Below are 17,073 nucleotides of genomic sequence, written 5' to 3'. Positions count from 1 at the left end.
CGGGGGCGGGCTGATGCCGGCATCCCTGGGCGGGGTGCCGGCACGGTGGTTCAGCTCCGGTCAGACCTTGACGACGTTCTCCGCCTGGGGGCCCTTGGGTCCCTGGGTGACGTCGTACTCGACCACGTCGTTCTCGTAGAGCTCCTTGAAGCCGGTGGTCTGGATGGCGGAGAAGTGCACGAAGACGTCCGGGCCGCCGTCGTCCTGGGCGATGAAGCCGAAGCCCTTCTCCGCGTTGAACCATTTGACCTTGCCAGTTGCCATGCCGATCTCCTTCACACGTGCTGGGCGCGGCCACGATACCGCCACTGAGCAGTGTCGATGGCGGAAGGTGTCCGGTCTGTCACCCCGAGTGGTGCGAGCGGGTGATCCGGCGGCGGGTTCAGGTCCGGTCGCGCTCGTCCCGCCGGCGGATCAGCTCCTCCACCGCGCTCGGCAGGGTCGTCTCGAAGTCGATCAGCTTCGCCCAGGTCGGGGTGACGACGATCCGCACCATGCCGTCGTAGAGCGAGCGGACCTCGGCTTCCCACGCGGCCCGCTGCTCGGGGGTCATCTCGTAGGCGCCGTTCCCGCGCAGGTACTCGTCCGGGATGCCCTCGACGACGTCGAGCTCGGCCCGGCCGCGGACGAGCAGGATCTTCGGCGGGTGCGCCTCGGTGTCCATGGTCAGCGCGACCGCCGGGTTCCGGCGCAGGGACGCCAGCTTCGGGGCGTTCTTGACCGTGCACATCACGATCTCCGAGCCGTTCCAGACGAACCCGATCGGTACCACCCGGGGCGTGCCGTCCTTGGCGACATAGGCCAGCCGGGTCAGCGCCCGGGCCAGGAGCTCCTGGCTGAGCGGCCGGTTCAGGACCTCGTTGATCTCGGTCGGCTGCACGGTCGATCCCACCTTCCAGCGGTAGTCCAGCAGGGCCGTTCCAGCTTAGGAAGGCTCCGGGGCCGGGGTCTCGTCGGGCGGGGAAGGGGTCGAGCGGGCGGGGGAGGGGATTGACAGGGCCCAGGAGAGGAATGAATATTCATTCCGTGGCACCCAGGAAGCCCGGCCTCGACCGCCTGCTGATCGACACCGCCCTCGCGCTCTTCGCCGAACGCACCTACGAGGGCACCCAGATGCCCGCCGTCGCCCAGCGCGCCGGCGTGGGCGTGGGCAGCATCTACCGCTACTTCCCCAGCAAGGAGGCGCTCGGCAACGCGGCCTTCCAGCACGCCAAGCGCGCCCTGCTCGACCACCTCGCCGGCGCGCTCGCCGAAGGGGGACCGGCCGGTGACATCCGGGCGGAGTTCGGCCGCTTCTGGCGCGGCTTCACCCGCTACGCCGGCGCGTACCCGGACGCCTTCGTCTTCCTCGAACACCAGCAGCACGACACCTTCCTCGACCCCGAGAGCCGCGCCCTCGCCGAGGAGATCGACCGCGTCGCCGCCGACTTCATCGAACGCGGCCAGCGGGCCGGCGAGATCCGCGAAGGCGACGCCGCCCAGCTCGTCGCCCTCGCGCTCGGGGCCTTCACCGGCCTCGTCAAGCTCCGCCGCCCGGGCGGCCTGCACACCCTCCCCGCCGAGGACCTCGACCGCGCCGAAGCCGCCGTCTGGGACCTCCTGCACCGAAAGGTCTCGCCATGACCGACGCCGCACGGACCGTGCTGATCACCGGCTGCTCCTCCGGCCTCGGCCGGGAGACCGCGCTCGCCCTCCACCGGCTCGGCCACCGGGTCCACGCCACCGCCCGGCGCCCCGAGACCCTCGCCGACCTCGCCGGCCTCGGCATCACCACGCTGGCGCTCGACGTCACCGACGAGGCCTCGATGGCCGCCGCGGTCGCCGCCGTCGAGGCCGCGCACGGCCAGGTCGATCTGCTGGTCAACAACGCCGCGTACGGCCTCCACCTGCCGGTCGAGACCGCCGGCCCGGAGGAGATCCGCGCCCAGTTCGACACCAACGTCTTCGGGCTGGTGCGGATGGCCCAGCTGGTCCTGCCCGGCATGCGCCGCGCCGGGCGCGGGCGCATCGTCAACATCTCCTCCATGGCCGGCCGCTTCTCCCCGCCCGGCGGCGCCTTCTACCACGCCAGCAAGCACGCGGTGGAGGCGATCAGCGACTCGCTGCGCCTGGAGGTCGCCCCCTTCGGCGTCGAGGTGGTCGTCGTCCAACCCGGCCCGACCATCACCGGGTTCGCCGCGACGGCGGTGGCCACCATGCACGGCGAGGCCGACCCGGCCGACCCGTACGCGGGGTTCCGCAGCCGCCTCGCGGAGATGTACGGCGGCCGCACCTTCACCCGCCGCAACGGCGCCGTGCCCGCCGAGGCCGCCACCCGGGTCGTGGTCCGGGCCGCCACCGCCGCGCGCCCCCGCGCCCGCTACGCCGTCGGCGCCCTGGCCCGCTCCACCATGCTCGCCAAGCGGCTGCTCCCCGACGCGGCCTTCGACGCCCTGATGCGCCGGAGCTTCCCGCTGCCCGAGCCGGTCCGAGCGGCCTGACCCGTCCGAGGGGGCCGGGCGGCGGGGGGGCCCGCCGCCCCGCCGGGGCAGAATCGCCCCGTGCTCGAAGAACACTTCACTCCCGTGGACGAACCGCTCGCCGGCCTGGCCCGCCGGCTCCTCGCGGCGCGGACCGGCGGCTGGACCGAGGACGGCGCCCGGGCCCTCGTCGACGGCCTCGGCCTGCGCCGGGCCGGGCCCGCCGACGGGGCGTCACCCGACGGACCGCGGCTGCGCCCGGTCGGGCCGTCCGAGCGCCGCTACGCCGAGGGGCGGGCCCATCTCGAACTGGCCGTGCCGGCCGGGCGGGGCGGCCCCGACGCCGCCGGCCACGTGCTGGCCTTCGGCCGGGCGCGGACCGAACTGACCGACGAACTCGGCGAGGCGTCGGTGATCGGCTTGTACGGCTCGCTGGGGCCCTACTACGGCCCGACCCCGGCCTGGGGCGCGCCGTTCCTGCGGTGGCGCGGTCCGCACGACACGCTCGAACTGCGGGCGGGCCGCCGGGGGCCGGAGGTCGTCCTGCGGGCCACCGCTCCGCTGGAGGACTGGTACCTCGGCCTCGGCCACGGTGAGGAGAACGCCATCGGCGGCTTCCTCGGCACCCGCCGGGCCCCGTCCACCGCCGGAATGAGCCTGCCCGGCCGCTGGTCGGCGCGGAGTTGGGAGACGGTGACCGGAGCGCTCGCCGCGTTCCTCACCACACTGCCGGCCGAGTTCGCCGCGCTCGGCATCGCCAAGGTCATGCGGCTCTACGGCCGGACGGGCGGCGGGGCGCCGCGCCTGTTCGACATCGACGCGGACAGCCGGCTGATGCTGGCGTCCTTCGCCGACCACGACGCCGACCCGGCCGCGGCGGGCTGGGGCACCGTCGCGGAGCACCCCGGCACACGGGAGACCTGGGCGGACGACCACGAACCCAGGTGGCGCCTCGACGCGGGAGGCCCGGGGGAGCCGGACGGCCGGGCCCTGGCCGGGACCCTCGTGGCGACCGCGCGCGCGGCGGGCGTCGCCACCCCCGGTGACCTGCTGCTGGGCAGCGAGGCGGAGGACATCGGCCCCTACCGGGTGACCTTCCACGGCCTCGGCCTGGCCACCGTCTGACCGGCCGGCCGGGGGCTTTCGGCGGCGCCCCCGAAAGCCCCGGCCGGCCCGCCGTCAGCGGACGACGGTGACGGTCACGGTGGTGAAGCCGAGCGAGGTCAGCAGGTTCTGCAGCATCGCCCGGGTGTTCTTCTCCGCCGTCGCGGTGAGCGCGGTCTGCTCGGCGGCCGCCTTGATCTTGTCGGTCGCCAGGATCTCCAGCTTCTGCTGGTCGCCGGGGTTGCCGGAGAAGAAGTCCCCGAGCCGGTCGAAGAGCCCGCGCTGCTGGGAGAACACGTAGGAGCGCTTCACGTCCAGCGCCGGGTCGGCGAGTCGGGCGTGCGGCAGCGTGACGGTGGCCGAGCGCCGGTCGTCGGAGACCGTCACCGCGCCGTTCGCCAGCTCGCCCAGGTCCACGTACGCGTCGACGGTGCCCGCGGCCACGTACAGGGTGCGTTTGCCGAGGATCTGGGACGGGAGGAACTTCGCGTCCTGGTCCAGGTCGACGATGACCTGGAAGTTGCCGCCGGCCGCGGTGTAACGGCTCATGTCCTGGATGGACTTGAGGACGGCGGGCTGGCTCCGGTCGATCTGGCGCTCGGCGAAGGGATTGGGCAGTCCGGGCAGCAGGTCCAGCTTGGCGGCGGCCAGGAAGACCGCGAGGATCGCCGCCAGGGTGACCGGCAGTCCGACGTACCAGGGGACCCTGCGGGGCCGCGACCGGGCGTCCGGGGTGCGGCGGGGCGCCGCCCCCTTCCGCTCGGTCCCTTCCGTCCCTTCCGTACGCTGCTCGTCGGATTCGTCGCTCCGTTCCGTGTACGGTCTCTCGGTTTCGTGCCGTCGACCGTTCGTCGGCCACCGCATCGCTGGACCTCCTCGACGGGCCCGCGCCGGGTCGGCCCGGGCATCGAGGCCCTTCTGCCCGCTCGGGCGCGGGGCAACGGTTCCGTCGTGTGCGGATCTGTTCCCGGGCGCTCCGGCGGCCGCACCGGGGCAGGCGTGGTCGGCGGCCTGCTGACGGCGGCCCTGCCGACCCGGGCCCGCCCCCGGCATGCCGAACTCCCGCGCCTGCGAGAGGTCTCGGCGCGGGACGCGGCCGGGCCGGCGCCGGCGGGTCCGGTCAGGTCCGCAGGTGGGAGGCTCCGTTGAGGTCGAGGATGGTGCCGGAGGACCACTCGGCGGCGGGGGAGGCGAGCCAGAGCACCGCGGCCGCGACCTCGCCGGCGGTGGCGACCCGGCCGAACGGGCTCTGCGCGCGGATCGCCTCCCCCTCCGGGCCGTTCAGCCGCGGAGCCACCCGCTCCGTCTCGAAGAAGCCCGGGGCGACGGAGGCGACGGCGATGCCGTGCGGGGCGAGGGAGACGGCGAGCGACTGCCCCAGGGCGTGCACGGCGGCCTTCGTCGCCCCGTACGCCGGGTGGTCCGGCTCGCCCCGGAAGGCGCCCCGGGAGCCGATGTTGACGATGCGTCCGCCGCCGCCCCGCTCGATCATCGCGTGGGCGGCCCGATGGCTCAGGTAGGCCGTGCCGAGCAGGTTGACCGAGACGTGCCGCTGCCAGCTGTCGACCCACTCGTCGTACGGCGTCCCGGGCAGCGGGTGGCGCAGATTGACGGCCGCGTTGTTCACCAGCACGTCGATGCCGCCCAGCGCCCGCACCGCCGCATCGGCGACCCGGGCGGCCTCCGCCGGGTCGGCGAGGTCACCGTGGACGAGCGCGTGGCCCGAGCCGTCGAGCGAGGCGAGCGTCTCGGCGGCGTCGTCCGCGCGGGTGCCGTAGTGCACGGCCACCCGGTCGCCGTTGGCGGCGAAGGCCTGGGCCACCGCGCGGCCCAGGCCCCGGGAGGCCCCGCTGACCAGCACGCGACGGCCGGTGGAGGGCAGGTTCATGGCGGGATGCTCCCGGGGTCGGGCCGTCGGGCACGGCCGGTTGTCCAGCACCCTACGGCGGGCCCCACCGGGGCGGCCGACCGGGCTGCCGACATGGTCGCGGGCCTACCGGCCTGTGGGCGCCGGGGTGAACATTTCACTGCGGGAAATATTTACCTCATCACGCATGTTGGAGGTCGGGCGGTGCGGGAAGGACCCGCCCGGCTGAGGACAGGAGCAGCGCCGTGCGCGTCGAGATCTGGAGCGACATCAACTGCCCGTGGTGCTACATCGGCAAGGCACGGTTCGAGAAGGCCCTCGAACGGTTCCCCCACCGGCAGGACGTGGAGATCGTCCACCGCTCCTTCGAACTCGACTCCCGGTCGCCCGCCGAGGCGCGCCCGGTGGTCCCGCTGATCGCCGCCAAGTACGGCCTCGGGCTGGACCAGGCCGAGGCGGCCGAGCAGCGCATCGCCGCCAGTGCCCGCGAGGAGGGGCTGGACTACCGCACCGAGGGGCGCGACGCGGCGAACTCCTTCGACATGCACCGCATGCTGCACTTCGCCGAGGAGCACGGTCGCCAGGCCCGACTGCTGGACCTGCTGTACCGGGCCAACTTCGCCGACGAGCGCTCCGCGTTCGCCCCGGGCCGCCTGGTGGAGCTGGCCGTCGAGGCCGGGCTGGACGCCGGGGAGGCGGCCCGCGTGCTGGCCGACCCCGACGCGTACGCGGAGGCCGTGCGCGAGGACGAGGCGACGGCGACGGCGATGGGCGCCACCGGAGTGCCGTTCTTCGTCTTCGACCGCCGGCTGGGGGTGTCCGGCGCCCAGCCGCCGGCGACCTTCACCGCCGCGCTGGAGCAGGCCTGGGAGAGCCGGGTCGTCCTCCTGCCGACGGCCGGCGCCGAGGCGGGAGGGGTGTGCGGACCGGACGGCTGCGCGGTTCCGCAGGGCTGAGCTGCGCGGAGTGGGACGTCGGCCGGTCCGACGTCCTGCTCGCACCCCCGGCCCCCGAAGGCCGTCGCCCCCGGTCAGAGCCGCTGGGCCGACCAGGACGGGTCCCGCCCGGTGAGGGCGATCAGCTGGTCCTGGGCGTCGGCGCCCGGTGCCGGGCTGCGGGCGGGGGCGAACTGGCCGGTGCCGGCGAGATCGTGGCAGCTCCGGAACTCGGCGAGTGCGTACCGGGCCGCAGCCTCGGGTATCCGGCCGTCCCGGCCCAGCGCCCGGGCGAGGTCCCAGCCGTGCACGACGGTCTCGGCGGTCAGCTCGCGGGCGTAGCCGCCGACATCGCGCAGCCCGTACGGTACGTGCGCCAACTGGTCCGGCGCGCCCGGTCGGTCGAGGGCGCGGACGGCGCTGCCGAGGGCCATCGACCAGACCCCGACCGGGTTGCGGCCCAGGACGTCGCCCTCGAACCGGTGGCCGATCTGCGCCGGGGTGTAGCCGGCGACCGCCTGGCAGACCCACAGGTGCTGGGCCGTGAGGTGGTTCAGCAGGGTGCGCACGTCCCAGTCGTGGCAGGGGGTGGGCGCCGTCCACCGGTCCTCGGGCACCGACCGGACCAGCCGGGTGACTTCCGCCCCGGCGGCGGCGTAGCGCTCGCGGACCTCGGTGTGGAACCCGAGTGTGTGGGGACATCCCATGGCCGGGCCTCCATTCCTGCCCTGGTGACTCCCAGTGAACCGCTACCGGGCGTGAGAAGCCAGATCTACGCGGGCTGATTCCGGCGACGGTGCCGGACGGTGACCGGGGGGTCGCCGAGCGGACCCGGGGGTGCGGTCCGCCGGGCGGGTCGGCAGCTGTGCCGTCGGGCGCTCGGGCCGAGCCGGCCGGCGCGGTGCTGGACCTCCGGACGCTGCTCAGGAACGACGCGATCGTCCGGATGTACGTGATCCAGCTGACGGAACAGGTGCAGCCGCCGCACAACCGCGTCCGCACCGCCGACCCGGCCGCCGCCGAGCCGGCGGCGGCACCCCGCGGTGCGATCGCCGTCCGTTCCGGGCAACCGGCGCGGGGCCCGTGTAGCGGCCACGGAGCGGGGCAGGCGCGGGTCATGGACGACACCGCGGCCGTGCCGACCGGGCCGACCGCCGGCGCCGGTCCCCCCGGCTGCCCGCTCGACGCAGAGGCCGAAGAGGCGATGAGGACGATCGACCACACCACCGAACCCCGTGCGCAGCAGACCAGGCGGCTGTTCCTGGCGGAGCGAGCCGGCGCCGTACCGCGCTCCCGCGACTTCTGCCGCCGCGCACTGACCGACTGGCAGTGGCTGCCGGCGGCCGACGACGAGCAGCTGGCCGCGGCCGAGGACGTCGTGCTGATGGTCTCCGAACTGGTCACCAACGCGTGCGTGCACGCCCCCGGAGGCCCGTACGAGCTGCGTCTCGCCTGGGACGGCAGCCGGCTGCGGATCGAGGTCGGCGACGCTGGCCGGGAGCCGCCACGGCTGCGCCCGCCCGCCGACCGGGGCGCGCCCGGCGGGCACGGGCTGCGGGTGGTCGACCGGCTCGCCCGTGCCTGGGGGTACCGGCCGGAGCGTGACGGGAAGACGGTGTGGGCCGAGGTGCCGGCCCCGCCCGGCCCCCGGCGGCCCTGACGCGGGGCGCCGGGGGCCGCTCAGCCGGCCCGCAGCCGCTCCACCGCCCCCGGCGCGCGGCCGGCACGCACCAGGCCGTCCGCGAGCCGGACGAGGTCGCGCGGCGCGACGAGGCCGGCCAGTGCCCCGGGGCTGCGGGGGAGGCCCAGGGTGGAGGCGCTCCGCCGGGCCCGCGTGTCGAAGTAGGGCCGGAGTTCCGGCCAGACGCCCTGGGTCTCGCGGCAGAAGATGTCGGCGGCGGTCGGGCCGATCCTGGGCACCTCCCGCAGCAGCCCCCGCAGCCGTTCGACGTCTCCGCCGGCCTCCCGGCGCAGCGCCCGCAGATCCCCGTGCCAGCGGTCGAGGACGAGCTGCGCGCCGTCGCCGAGAGCCGTGGCCGTGCTCTCGTCGTACCTGCGGTAGTGGGCGCGGCCCAGCGCGTCCACGCGGTCCTGCCACGTGGCACGCACCATCGCCCGGGGCGTCCGCAGCCCGGCCGCGAACAGCTCGCGGGCGGCGGCGACCGCCGTCTCGGTCCGGATCGGGGCCGCGCACAGGACGCAGAGCACCAGCACCTGGTACAGCGGCGCCGGGGTGTCGGCCAGGCGGATGCCGGCCTGGTGGGCATAGGTCTCGCCGTAGTCGTGGAGCACTCGGCGGGCCGTCCGCTTCGCGTCCATCGGAGTCACCTCCGCTCGGCGGCGCCGTGCGCTGGGGAGGTACCCGGCGCCGGACGGGCGGTTCCTCCCACCGGCTCGGCTACCCGGCCCGGCGCGGGTGACACGCCGGGCCGGTGGCACTGATCGGCGCTCAGGCCGCGGTGGTCTCGCTCAGCTGGGCCTGGAGCAGTTCGTGCTGGACCTCGCCGTCGGCGAGCGCCGGGTGGAGCCCGGCGGCCCGGCGCACCTGGGTCGCGCGGGCCAGGGGCAGACCGGTCTCCGGGTCGAGCAGCAGGTCTTCCTCTTCCACACCCAGGGTCAGCATGCCTGGCGACTACCCGCCGTCACCCGGATCGCTCCGGGGCAGCGGCGGCCTCCACCGCCATGCGCCCGGCCCACCCCCCGTTGACGGGCCCGGAGGGCGGGGCGCCCTGCGGGTTCGACCCGGTCGGCGGGGGTACGTACGAGTCGAGGCTTACGGGGGCGGGCGTCCGCGACGGTCGTGGGTGCGGCGGGCCCGCTCGCCGTGGGCGCCGGGCCGGTGCGTCCGGCGCCGGCCGAAAGGGGCAGCAGCATGGGCGACGCGGCACCGGGCGGCGGGCAGGACCGGGACACGGCCGGGTACGCAGGGTCGGCGGACTGTCGCAGGGCCTTCGCGGAGGTCGCCCCGGAGGACGCGGCCGCCCTTGTCACCCGGGTGCTCACCGGGCCGGACCCGGCGACGGCGAGCGACGCCGTCCGCGAGTACCTCGGCCGCCGGGCCGCCGAACTGCTCACGGACCCGGGCTACCCGGCCTGGTGCCTGGAGATGACCGGCCCGGTGGCGGCGGACGCCTCCGCCGCCCGGCGGCTGCGGGAGTGGACGCTGCTGCGGGCCGTGACGCTCGACGAACCGTGGGAGGCGGACGCCCTGCTCGCCGCCTCCGACTGGCTCCAGCTGCGCACCGCCGAGGAGTCCTCGGCGGTGATCGCCCTGGCCGTCCTCGCCGAGGGCGGCCGGACCAGGCGCATCCGCAACACCGCGCGGTCCCGGCTGACCGGCGCCTAGACCGGGGGACGGGCGGCGAGCACCTCCTGGACCTCGGCGAGCGCGGGCGAGTCCGTCCGGCGAGGGCGAGGGCGAGGGCGGCCCGGCCCCGGCGCTCGACGGCGGCACGGCCCCGGCCGACGGCGTGCTATTTTTGTGAGCGATCGTTCAACTAAGGGGGTCGCGGGTGGGGCGCAAGCAGCTCTGGGACCGGGGCGAGGTGCTGGCCCGTGCGATGGGGCTGTTCCGTCGCCGCGGCTACCAGGGGGCCTCGGTGCGGGACATCGAGGAGGCGACCGGGCTGCATCCGGGCAGCCTGTACCGGGTGTTCGAGAACAAGGACGGCCTGTTCCGCGCGGCGCTGGACGCCTACAACGACCAGGTGGTGCGGGGCCGGGTCCGGGAGCACCTCCTGGAGCCGGCGGACCCGGTGGCGGGTATCCGGTCGTTCTTCACCTCGACGTTCGAGACCGGCCCCGATCCCGACCCGGGGTGCCTGCTGACCAACACCGCCGTGGAGTGCTTCACCGTCCCGCAGGCCGCCGACGCGGTCCACCGGGGGCTGGAGACGATCGAGTCGGGCTTCGCCGAGGCCCTGACACGCGCCCGGGCGCTGGGCCTGTTGTCCGCGGACCTCGACGTCGAGGTGTCGGCGGCCCAACTGCTGGCGCTCTACCAGGGCCTGCTGGTACTGGTCCGGGCCGCGACCCCCGTCACCAAACTGCGCACGATCACCGACGGCGCGATGGCGTCGATCGGCTACGAGAGAGACGGACAGCGATGAGTGACTCACAGCAGCTCTGGATGGACTACGCCGCGTGCTGGTCGGCGGACGCCGGCGAGCGGCTCGCCGCGCTCGGCGAGGTGGCGGTCGAGGACGTCGCCTACCGGGACCCGGGCACCGAGGTCGCCGGGCTGGCCGGGCTGGCCGGCTACATGGCCGGGTTCGCCGGGGCCTTCCCCGGTCACCGGTTCCGCATCGACGAGGTGCTCGAACACCACGACCGCTCGCTCGCCCGGTGGACCCAGCTCGGCGAGCAGGGCGAGCCCGCCATGGCGGGCGTGAGCACCGCGCTCCACCGCGATGGCCGGCTCGCCGACATCACCGGGTTCTTCCTCCCCGCGTGAGCGGTTCCCGCAGCCTCGCCGAGCACGTCGCCGACCAGCTGGCGCCGCTCGGCGAGGTCACCCTCCACCGCTACTTCGGCGGCTGGGCACTGCGCAGCCGCGGCAGCCAGTTCGCGATGGTGATGGACACCCTCTACCTCCGTGTCGACGGCGCGTCCCGCCCCTCCTACGAGGAGGCGGGGTCCATGCCGTTCACCTACCACGCGGCCGGCCGCGAGGTGGTGGTGCGGGCGTACTACAGCGTCCCGGCGGAGGTGATGGACGACCGGGACGGGCTGTGCGCGCTGGCCCGCGCGGCTCTCGCCTGACCGCGCAGCTCCTCGAGGACACCGCCGCGCCACCCGACCGGGGCCGGCGGTCTCTCCGTCTCCCGCCGTCACGGCACTACCGTTTCAGGGCCCTGTACCGATTGAGGAGAGCGGTGAGCCGCTCCGGGTCGGCCGCGCCGTTCAGCTCGGCGGTGAGGTCGTCGGGGCAGAGTTCGTACGGGGCGCCCCACCATCGGCGCCCCCGGTCGTCCCGGACGGCGGGTCAGGGGCCGCGGCTTCGTCCGGGGCTCCGCCGGCCTCCCGGTAGCAGTGGCCGGAGCAGAAGCTGTCCCGCCGCCGGACGCCGGGGTGCTCGTACGCGCGCCCGCAGCGCACGCAGGTCCGCGTACCGGGGCCGGCCGGCTCGGCCGCCAACCCCAGGGCCTCCAGCAGCAGCCGGCAGTCCGCCTCGTCCAGGGCGTGCGCGGCCACCAGGGCACGGGCCCGGGTCGCGACGGAGGCCGGGGCGATCTCGGCGAGCGGCTCGATGGTCTCGCCCAGGGTCATCAGGTCTCGTTCGGCGTGTTGCACGATCGCCACCCCCGTCGGACTGCGCGGTCGGGAACCTTCCATCCTACTGCGCCCGGTGCCGGTCCGGACGGGCGGCGCGGAGGCCGTAGCGCGCCGTCCCGACGTCTCCGCGCTGCCCCGCCCGCCGGACGCGGCGGTACGACGCCCTCCCGACCGCCCCGGCCTCCGGTGGGCGCCACGAGGGCGCCCACCGGCCGATGTGCGAGACAGAGCCGGATCACGTGGCCGAGGATCGGGGTGATCGATCCGAGCGGTTCGAGAACGACGGCCAGGTGCAGGACCTGGCCGGGCCGTCGGCGCGGCCGGGCGGAACCGGGCGCGCCACCGAGAAGGGACATCCGTCATGGGCCTGCACGTCAATGCGAACGAGGTGGTGGCAGTGCTGCTGTCGGACGGCTGGCACGGGGTGAAGCCGGGCACCTTCGCGGTCGGTCCGTTCGCCTTCGGCAGCTCGATGGAGGGCGGGTCCATCGACATCGCGGGGCAGCCCGGCTTCCGGTTCACCACCCAGGACGGGCCCGTCATCACCGGGCCGCTGTCCTCGGTGCTCGCCGTTCAGTCGGAGAGCACCCAGGTGCCGGGGCGTACACCGCTGCACGAACTCGCCGACCGCCTGGACGGCTCGATCGTGGTGGTGAACGGCACCGACGCCGTCCGGTTCTCCTACGCGGGGGAGGACTTCGAGGTCTGGCTGGGCGCGACGAAGTACGGGCCGCGCTGGCTGTTCGCCGCGGCGGGCAACCGGGACGGCGCGGTCGACTACGGCTTCGGCGAGAAGGACCCCGTGGACCAGGTGGCGCGGGCGGCGATGAGCGACCTCAAGGCCGGCATGCGCCCGGGCCGGACGGCCGCTCCCGGCAGCCCGTCGGCCACGCCGTAGCGGCCGCGGGTCCGCCGGGTCGGACGGCCCGGGTGCGTGCCGGCACTCACCGCCAGGTCGTCGCCAGGCAGGCGGTCACCGCCGCGACGGCCAGGAGCGTGAGGTTGAGCGCGACCCGGCGGTCGCCGAGGCGCAGGTGCACGGCGGTGGCGGCGGTCTGCAGGAGCACGAACCCGACGGCCGCGGCCAGGCCCAGCCACGGCGCGACCCCGGTCAGCGGGGGCAGGACCAGCCCGACCGCGCCGAGCACCTCGACCGCCCCGATGGCCCGGACGGCCGCCATCGGCGTGCTGTCCACCCACGCCATCATCGGGCGGAGCCGCTCCCGGCTCCGGAGCAGCTTCAGCCCGCCCCCGTAGAGGTAGAAGAGGGCGAGCAGGCCGGCGGCGGCCCAGTGGGCGGTGTTCACGGTTCTCCTCCAGGAGTGTGTGCGTCGTGGGGGCGGGCGCCCACGGGGTCACGGCCGGCGCCCGCCCGGCGGTCAGGCGAGGTCGGTCGCGGGCTCGGTGGCGTAGCGGCTCATCACCCCGAGGTGGGCCCGCGGGGTCAGCGCCCCGCCGCCGGCGATCATGTCCTGGAGGTCGCGGAAGTACTGCACGTAGAGGTCCGGCGTGAACGTGCTGAGCATGACGGCCGGTTGGTCGGTCGGATTGGCGAAGGTGTGCGGGGCGCCGGGCGGGACCATCACCAGGGTGCCCGGCGTCGCGTCGTGCTCCCGCTCCCCGACGGTGAACCGCACCGTGCCGGAGACGACGTAGAAGCCCTCGTCGTGCTGGGAGTGACGGTGCTGCGGCGGTCCGGGGGTGTGCGGCGCGAGCACGGACTCGGCGATCCCGAGCCGGTGCCCGGTGGTGCTGCCGTCCTCCAGGATGCGCAGTCGGGTACTGCCCAGGAGGATCGTCTCGCCCTCGCCCGGGCCGACCACCGACACCACGGGCTCCGCCGGCCGTTCGCCGGTCCTCGGTTCGTTCGTCATGCCCCGATTCCACCGCCGGGGCGCGGCGGCCGTCCAAGACCCGTTCCGGGCCGCCGATACCGCGCCGGTATCGTTGCACCATGGAGCTACGCACGCTGCGCTACTTCGTCGCCGTCGCCGAGGAACTCCATTTCGGCCGGGCCGCCGCCCGACTGCACATGAGCCAGCCGCCGCTGAGCCGGGCGATCAAGCAGCTGGAGACCGACCTCGGCGCCGTGCTGCTGTACCGCTCCGCCGCGGGCGTCTCGCTCGCCCCGGCCGGCGCCGTGCTCCTCGACGAGGCGCGGACGCTGCTCGACCGGGCCGAGCAGATCCGGCTGCGGGTGGCCGCGGCGTCGGGCGCCGCGACCATCACCGTCGGCATCCTCGCCGACAGCTTCGACCGGGGAGCGCGGCGGCTGGCCGCCACCTACGGCCGGCGGCACCCGGAGGTCGAGATCCGGATCCGCGAGACCGACCTGACCGATCCGACCTGCGGACTGCGCGCCGGACTGGTCGACGTCGCGCTGACCCGCGGCCCCTTCGACGGCGCCGGCCTGACGGTGCACGAGCTGCGCGCGGACCGGGTGGGCGCGGTGCTGCGCGCCGACGATCCCCTGGCGCGGCGCGACCGCCTGGAGCTGGCCGACCTGGCCGGCCGGCGCTGGTTCCAGTTCCCGGACGGCACCGACCCCCTCTGGCGCTCGTACTGGAACGGCGGCGAGCCGCGCGAGGGCCCCGTGGTGCGCGCCGTCCAGGAGTGCCTGCAGGCCGTGCTCTGGAACGGCACCGTCGGCATGGCGCCGCTCGGCCACCGGCCGCCCGGGGAGCTGGCCGTGGTCCCGTTGGCCGACATGGCGCCGAGCCGGGTGGTGGCGGCCTGGCGGGAGGGCGACGCGAACCCGCTGATCCGCTCGTTCGTCCAGCTCGCCACGGCGGCCTACCGCGATTGACCTGCCGGGCCCGGCAGGTCAATCGCGGTAGGCGCGGGGCGAGGCCCTCCGCTGGGCGGTCGGGCGGACCCGGCCGGTGTCCCGCACCGGCGAAAAACTGTTGATCATGTCCCGGCCAGGCTCTAGCATCGCCCGCGATGCCTAACAACGAACAGATCATCGAGCAGGCCCTGGGGCGGATCGCCACCGGGTACGTCTTCGCCGAGAAGACCGAGTCCGTCGACGCCGCGATCCGGCGTCGGCTCCAGGCCGGTGCGTACGACGGCCTGGACGGGCCGGCGCTGTGCGAGGCGGTGACCGCCGACTTCCAGGAGGTCTGCCCGGACAAGCACCTGCGGCTGCTCTGGGTGGACGAGCCCCAGTCGCTGGAGCCGGCGGACGAGGACGCCGGGCGGGCCGCGTTCCTCGCGATGCTCCGGGCCGCGAACCAGGGCGTGCGCCGGGTCGAGCAGTTGGACGACGGCGTCGCGTACATCGACGTCCGCCTCATACCGGACGCCGACGGCGGCGCAGCCGTGGTCGGCGCCGCGCTGCAACTGGCCGCCGGCAGCCGCGCCCTCGTCCTGGACCTCCGCGCGTGCCGCGGCGGCGCGCCCGAGGGGGCCGCCATGTGGTGCAGCTACTTCTTCCCCGACGACCAGGTCCACCTCAACGACATCTACGACCGCGCCTCCGGGGCGACGCGGCAGTTCTGGACGTCCGCCCACCTGCCCGCGCCCCGCTACCTCGACCGCCCGGTGTACGTGCTCACCAGCGCCGTCACCTTCTCCGGGGGCGAGGACGTCGCCTACACCCTCCAGGCGCACGGCCGGGCCACCCTGATCGGCGAGACCACGCGGGGCGGCGCCCACCCCACGGACCGGTACCCGGTCACCGAGCACATCATGGTGACCGTGCCGACCGCCCGGACCGTCAGCCCGGTGACCGGCACCAACTGGGAGGGTGTCGGGGTCGTCCCCGACATCGCCGTACCCGCCGACCGGGCGCTCGACGCGGCGCTGGACGCCTTCCGGGCGTCGGCCCGCTAAGCGCCCGCCACCCGGGCTGCTCCGGCGACAGGTGGCGGGGCCGGGCACCCGGGCGCCCGGCCCCGCCACCTGGTGGGCCGCCCACCACGTCGCCCTCCGCGGCGTCGGCACGAAGGTGCTGCACCACCCCGTGGTCGGCGACCTCACCCTCGACGGGGACACCCTCGCCAGCACCGCCGACACCGACCGGCAGCTCGTCGTCTGGTCCGCCGAACCCGGCTCGCCGAGCCACCACGCGCTGCGCATCCTGGCCTCCTGGGCCGACGCCCCGGCCGACAGCCCGGCGGGCTGACGCGGTCCGGGGGCGCGGCCGACGGCCGTCAGGCGGCCGCCGCCGGGCCTCAGTGGCGGGGTGGCGGGTGGTCGGGTTCCGGGGGCGTCGGCCCTGGGGTCCGGAGCTCGCTGATCACCGCCCAGGCCACCGACACCGCCGGTACCGCGACCACGGCGCCCAGCACCCCGCCCAGCACGGCGCCGCCCGTCACCGACAGGGCGATCACCACCGGATGGATCCGCACCGACCAGCCCAGCACCAGCGGATGCAGCAGATGGCCCTCGATCTGGCCGATCACCACGATCAGCCCGAGCACCAGCAGGGCCACCACCGGGCCGCGCGCGGCCAGCGCGACCAGTGCGGCGACGGCCAGCGCGATCGGGGAGCCGATCAGCGGGACGAGGGCGGCGACGAACTCCAGGACGACCAGCGGCAGTGCCAGCGGCACCTGCAGCACGGTCAGGGCGATGCCGACCAGGACGGCGTTGGTCGCCGCGACGATCAGGACGCCCCGGGTGTACCCGGCGAAGGTGCGCCACGCGGTGCGGCCCGCCCGGCCCCACACGGGCCGGGCGCGGACGGGCAGCTGACGCTCCGCCCAGGCCCACATCCGGTCGCCGGAGTGCAGGAAGAACACGGAGCAGAACACCGCGAGGGCGGCCGCGGTGACCAGTTCGACGACCCGGCCGGCGCTGCTGATGGCGGCACTGATCAGCGTCGAGCGGTGGGCGTCCACGAAGTCGCCGAGTTTCGCCCGGAAGTCGGTGACGGCGCCCTGCCGCAGGTGGAAGGGCGCGCCGGAGAGCCAGTCGTCGAGCCGGGCCAGACCGCCGTGCAGCTCGGTGTTCAGCCGGCTCCACTCGCCGGCGACGGTCGTGCCGACCAGTGTCAGGACGCCGGTGACCAGGGCGATCGCCACCAGGAAGGCCAGCAGGACGGCGAGCGGGCGGGGGAGTGCCCGGGTCAGCAGGTCGACGGCGGGCCGCAGCACGGAGGTGATGACCAGCGCCAGGAAGACCGCGACGACCGGCAGTTCGAGGCGGGCCAGCAGCATGACGACCAGGTAGGCGGCTACGCCGATCAGCAGCAGCCGCCAGGTGTAGCCGGCGGCCTTCCGCAGGCCCGGCGGCACGCCGTCGCCCTTCGGTGACGGCCGGGCCGGTGGTGTGCGGACCCGGGGCCGCCTGACTGCGGGCGGCCGGGGCCGCCGGGCCGGTCCGCGGGTGTCCATGCGCGAGGGCCGCCTTTCCTGCGGGGGCCTGCTCGTCCGTCGGGTTTCCGCTCCGGAGCAGGCGCCCGGAACCGGGCGGGGGCGGGGGCGGCCCC

Annotated in this window: 24 protein-coding genes; 13 read left to right on the top strand and 11 right to left on the bottom strand. The window is 75.3% G+C overall.

What is annotated here, in order from left to right:
* Positions 1 to 60: 60 nt before the first annotated feature.
* A complete protein-coding gene (locus ABZ495_RS34100; RefSeq protein ID WP_329485672.1) occupies positions 61 to 264 on the bottom strand; it encodes a cold-shock protein in 204 nt (67 codons plus the stop codon).
* A 118-nt stretch (positions 265 to 382) separates the two neighbouring features.
* Positions 383 to 880: a pyridoxamine 5'-phosphate oxidase family protein gene (locus ABZ495_RS34095; protein WP_329485671.1), complete on the bottom strand. Its 498-nt coding sequence runs from the start codon at positions 878 to 880 to the stop codon at positions 383 to 385.
* Positions 881 to 1,026: 146 nt separating this feature from the next.
* On the opposite strand from ABZ495_RS34095, the gene ABZ495_RS34090 reads away from it, so the two are divergent.
* From ABZ495_RS34090 to ABZ495_RS34080, 3 genes are read left to right on the top strand one after another with little or no spacing between them, the layout of a single operon-like run.
* Positions 1,027 to 1,623 (top strand): TetR/AcrR family transcriptional regulator, encoded by a 597-nt coding sequence (locus ABZ495_RS34090; protein WP_359807636.1) that lies wholly within the window; start codon positions 1,027 to 1,029, stop codon positions 1,621 to 1,623.
* Positions 1,620 to 2,480 (top strand): SDR family NAD(P)-dependent oxidoreductase, encoded by an 861-nt coding sequence (locus tag ABZ495_RS34085; RefSeq protein WP_359839744.1) that lies wholly within the window; start codon positions 1,620 to 1,622, stop codon positions 2,478 to 2,480. Before ABZ495_RS34090 ends, ABZ495_RS34085 begins: the two co-directional genes overlap by 4 nt.
* Before the next feature lie 60 nt (positions 2,481 to 2,540).
* Positions 2,541 to 3,584 carry a hypothetical protein gene (locus ABZ495_RS34080; protein WP_359839742.1) on the top strand — a complete coding sequence of 348 codons (1,044 nt, stop codon included), beginning with the start codon at positions 2,541 to 2,543 and terminating at the stop codon, positions 3,582 to 3,584.
* A gap of 54 nt (positions 3,585 to 3,638) precedes the next feature.
* Here ABZ495_RS34080 and ABZ495_RS34075 read toward each other — a convergent pair whose 3' ends face one another.
* Entirely contained in the window at positions 3,639 to 4,427 is a 789-nt protein-coding gene (locus tag ABZ495_RS34075; RefSeq protein ID WP_359839740.1) for a DUF4230 domain-containing protein, read from the bottom strand.
* A gap of 256 nt (positions 4,428 to 4,683) precedes the next feature.
* Positions 4,684 to 5,451 carry an SDR family oxidoreductase gene (locus tag ABZ495_RS34070; RefSeq protein WP_359807647.1) on the bottom strand — a complete coding sequence of 256 codons (768 nt, stop codon included), beginning with the start codon at positions 5,449 to 5,451 and terminating at the stop codon, positions 4,684 to 4,686.
* Between the two features lie 224 nt (positions 5,452 to 5,675).
* On the opposite strand from ABZ495_RS34070, the gene ABZ495_RS34065 reads away from it, so the two are divergent.
* Entirely contained in the window at positions 5,676 to 6,386 is a 711-nt protein-coding gene (locus tag ABZ495_RS34065) for a DsbA family oxidoreductase (protein ID WP_359807649.1), read from the top strand.
* Between the two features lie 74 nt (positions 6,387 to 6,460).
* Here ABZ495_RS34065 and ABZ495_RS34060 read toward each other — a convergent pair whose 3' ends face one another.
* Entirely contained in the window at positions 6,461 to 7,072 is a 612-nt protein-coding gene (locus tag ABZ495_RS34060) for a TIGR03086 family metal-binding protein (RefSeq protein WP_359807652.1), read from the bottom strand.
* A 158-nt stretch (positions 7,073 to 7,230) separates the two neighbouring features.
* Here ABZ495_RS34060 and ABZ495_RS34055 point away from each other — a divergent pair, with 158 nt between their 5' ends.
* A complete protein-coding gene (locus ABZ495_RS34055) occupies positions 7,231 to 8,025 on the top strand; it encodes an ATP-binding protein (RefSeq protein ID WP_359807654.1) in 795 nt (264 codons plus the stop codon).
* A gap of 20 nt (positions 8,026 to 8,045) precedes the next feature.
* Here the strand turns inward: ABZ495_RS34055 and ABZ495_RS34050 are convergent, their stop codons facing one another.
* Positions 8,046 to 8,684, bottom strand: a complete 639-nt coding sequence (locus ABZ495_RS34050) for an endonuclease (protein WP_359807657.1) — start codon at positions 8,682 to 8,684, stop codon at positions 8,046 to 8,048.
* A 130-nt stretch (positions 8,685 to 8,814) separates the two neighbouring features.
* Positions 8,815 to 8,988, bottom strand: a complete 174-nt coding sequence (locus ABZ495_RS34045; RefSeq protein ID WP_359839738.1) for a hypothetical protein — start codon at positions 8,986 to 8,988, stop codon at positions 8,815 to 8,817.
* Between the two features lie 249 nt (positions 8,989 to 9,237).
* On the opposite strand from ABZ495_RS34045, the gene ABZ495_RS34040 reads away from it, so the two are divergent.
* The 4 genes from ABZ495_RS34040 to ABZ495_RS34025 all read left to right on the top strand — a co-directional run bounded on the left by ABZ495_RS34040 (position 9,238) and on the right by ABZ495_RS34025 (position 11,126).
* The gene (locus ABZ495_RS34040) at positions 9,238 to 9,711 is read left to right on the top strand and encodes a hypothetical protein (protein ID WP_329485660.1); all 474 of its coding nucleotides are present in this window, start codon (positions 9,238 to 9,240) and stop codon (positions 9,709 to 9,711) included.
* A 166-nt stretch (positions 9,712 to 9,877) separates the two neighbouring features.
* Positions 9,878 to 10,474 carry a TetR/AcrR family transcriptional regulator gene (locus ABZ495_RS34035; protein ID WP_359807664.1) on the top strand — a complete coding sequence of 199 codons (597 nt, stop codon included), beginning with the start codon at positions 9,878 to 9,880 and terminating at the stop codon, positions 10,472 to 10,474.
* Entirely contained in the window at positions 10,471 to 10,818 is a 348-nt protein-coding gene (locus ABZ495_RS34030; RefSeq protein WP_329485657.1) for a nuclear transport factor 2 family protein, read from the top strand. Before ABZ495_RS34035 ends, ABZ495_RS34030 begins: the two co-directional genes overlap by 4 nt.
* On the top strand, positions 10,815 to 11,126 hold the full coding sequence (locus ABZ495_RS34025) for a TfoX/Sxy family protein (RefSeq protein WP_359839736.1): 312 nt from the start codon (positions 10,815 to 10,817) through the stop codon (positions 11,124 to 11,126). The genes ABZ495_RS34030 and ABZ495_RS34025 overlap by 4 nt, the downstream gene beginning before the upstream one ends.
* Before the next feature lie 141 nt (positions 11,127 to 11,267).
* On the opposite strand, the gene ABZ495_RS34020 is transcribed toward ABZ495_RS34025, so the two are convergent.
* The gene (locus tag ABZ495_RS34020; protein ID WP_359839734.1) at positions 11,268 to 11,666 is read right to left on the bottom strand and encodes a hypothetical protein; all 399 of its coding nucleotides are present in this window, start codon (positions 11,664 to 11,666) and stop codon (positions 11,268 to 11,270) included.
* 334 nt (positions 11,667 to 12,000) lie between these two features.
* Here ABZ495_RS34020 and ABZ495_RS34015 point away from each other — a divergent pair, with 334 nt between their 5' ends.
* A complete protein-coding gene (locus ABZ495_RS34015) occupies positions 12,001 to 12,537 on the top strand; it encodes a hypothetical protein (protein ID WP_329485654.1) in 537 nt (178 codons plus the stop codon).
* Between the two features lie 46 nt (positions 12,538 to 12,583).
* Here ABZ495_RS34015 and ABZ495_RS34010 read toward each other — a convergent pair whose 3' ends face one another.
* The gene (locus tag ABZ495_RS34010; protein ID WP_359839732.1) at positions 12,584 to 12,946 is read right to left on the bottom strand and encodes a DoxX family protein; all 363 of its coding nucleotides are present in this window, start codon (positions 12,944 to 12,946) and stop codon (positions 12,584 to 12,586) included.
* Between the two features lie 72 nt (positions 12,947 to 13,018).
* Complete coding sequence (locus tag ABZ495_RS34005; RefSeq protein WP_359807676.1) at positions 13,019 to 13,513, bottom strand: cupin domain-containing protein; 495 nt, start codon at positions 13,511 to 13,513, stop codon at positions 13,019 to 13,021.
* Between the two features lie 80 nt (positions 13,514 to 13,593).
* Between ABZ495_RS34005 and ABZ495_RS34000 the strand changes: the two genes are divergently transcribed.
* The 3 genes from ABZ495_RS34000 (at position 13,594) to ABZ495_RS33990 (ending at position 15,765) form a co-directional block, all read left to right on the top strand.
* Positions 13,594 to 14,445 (top strand): LysR substrate-binding domain-containing protein, encoded by an 852-nt coding sequence (locus ABZ495_RS34000; protein ID WP_359807678.1) that lies wholly within the window; start codon positions 13,594 to 13,596, stop codon positions 14,443 to 14,445.
* A 137-nt stretch (positions 14,446 to 14,582) separates the two neighbouring features.
* Positions 14,583 to 15,473: a S41 family peptidase gene (locus ABZ495_RS33995; RefSeq protein WP_359839730.1), complete on the top strand. Its 891-nt coding sequence runs from the start codon at positions 14,583 to 14,585 to the stop codon at positions 15,471 to 15,473.
* 16 nt (positions 15,474 to 15,489) lie between these two features.
* Complete coding sequence (locus ABZ495_RS33990) at positions 15,490 to 15,765, top strand: hypothetical protein (RefSeq protein WP_359839751.1); 276 nt, start codon at positions 15,490 to 15,492, stop codon at positions 15,763 to 15,765.
* 49 nt (positions 15,766 to 15,814) lie between these two features.
* On the opposite strand, the gene ABZ495_RS33985 is transcribed toward ABZ495_RS33990, so the two are convergent.
* Positions 15,815 to 16,879, bottom strand: coding sequence for an AI-2E family transporter (locus tag ABZ495_RS33985; protein ID WP_359839728.1), 1,065 nt, complete (start codon positions 16,877 to 16,879; stop codon positions 15,815 to 15,817).
* Positions 16,880 to 17,073: the final 194 nt, after the last annotated feature.

This window comes from Kitasatospora sp. NPDC005748 (assembly GCF_040630735.1).
Classification (GTDB): domain Bacteria; phylum Actinomycetota; class Actinomycetes; order Streptomycetales; family Streptomycetaceae; genus Kitasatospora.
The sequence above is the reverse complement of the archived record's forward strand: the minus strand, read 5'-3'. Positions and strand labels throughout refer to the sequence as shown.

Coding starts and splice junctions, on each gene's coding strand:
- ABZ495_RS34060 (WP_359807652.1), bottom strand. CDS start 7,072: ATGGGATGTCCCCACACACTCGGGTTCCACACCGAGGTCCGCGAGCGC.
- ABZ495_RS34075 (WP_359839740.1), bottom strand. CDS start 4,427: ATGCGGTGGCCGACGAACGGTCGACGGCACGAAACCGAGAGACCGTAC.
- ABZ495_RS34070 (WP_359807647.1), bottom strand. CDS start 5,451: ATGAACCTGCCCTCCACCGGCCGTCGCGTGCTGGTCAGCGGGGCCTCC.
- ABZ495_RS34000 (WP_359807678.1), top strand. CDS start 13,594: ATGGAGCTACGCACGCTGCGCTACTTCGTCGCCGTCGCCGAGGAACTC.
- ABZ495_RS34045 (WP_359839738.1), bottom strand. CDS start 8,988: ATGCTGACCCTGGGTGTGGAAGAGGAAGACCTGCTGCTCGACCCGGAG.
- ABZ495_RS33995 (WP_359839730.1), top strand. CDS start 14,583: ATGCCTAACAACGAACAGATCATCGAGCAGGCCCTGGGGCGGATCGCC.
- ABZ495_RS34030 (WP_329485657.1), top strand. CDS start 10,471: ATGAGTGACTCACAGCAGCTCTGGATGGACTACGCCGCGTGCTGGTCG.
- ABZ495_RS34005 (WP_359807676.1), bottom strand. CDS start 13,513: ATGACGAACGAACCGAGGACCGGCGAACGGCCGGCGGAGCCCGTGGTG.
- ABZ495_RS34015 (WP_329485654.1), top strand. CDS start 12,001: ATGGGCCTGCACGTCAATGCGAACGAGGTGGTGGCAGTGCTGCTGTCG.
- ABZ495_RS34100 (WP_329485672.1), bottom strand. CDS start 264: ATGGCAACTGGCAAGGTCAAATGGTTCAACGCGGAGAAGGGCTTCGGC.
- ABZ495_RS34040 (WP_329485660.1), top strand. CDS start 9,238: ATGGGCGACGCGGCACCGGGCGGCGGGCAGGACCGGGACACGGCCGGG.
- ABZ495_RS34050 (WP_359807657.1), bottom strand. CDS start 8,684: ATGGACGCGAAGCGGACGGCCCGCCGAGTGCTCCACGACTACGGCGAG.
- ABZ495_RS34085 (WP_359839744.1), top strand. CDS start 1,620: ATGACCGACGCCGCACGGACCGTGCTGATCACCGGCTGCTCCTCCGGC.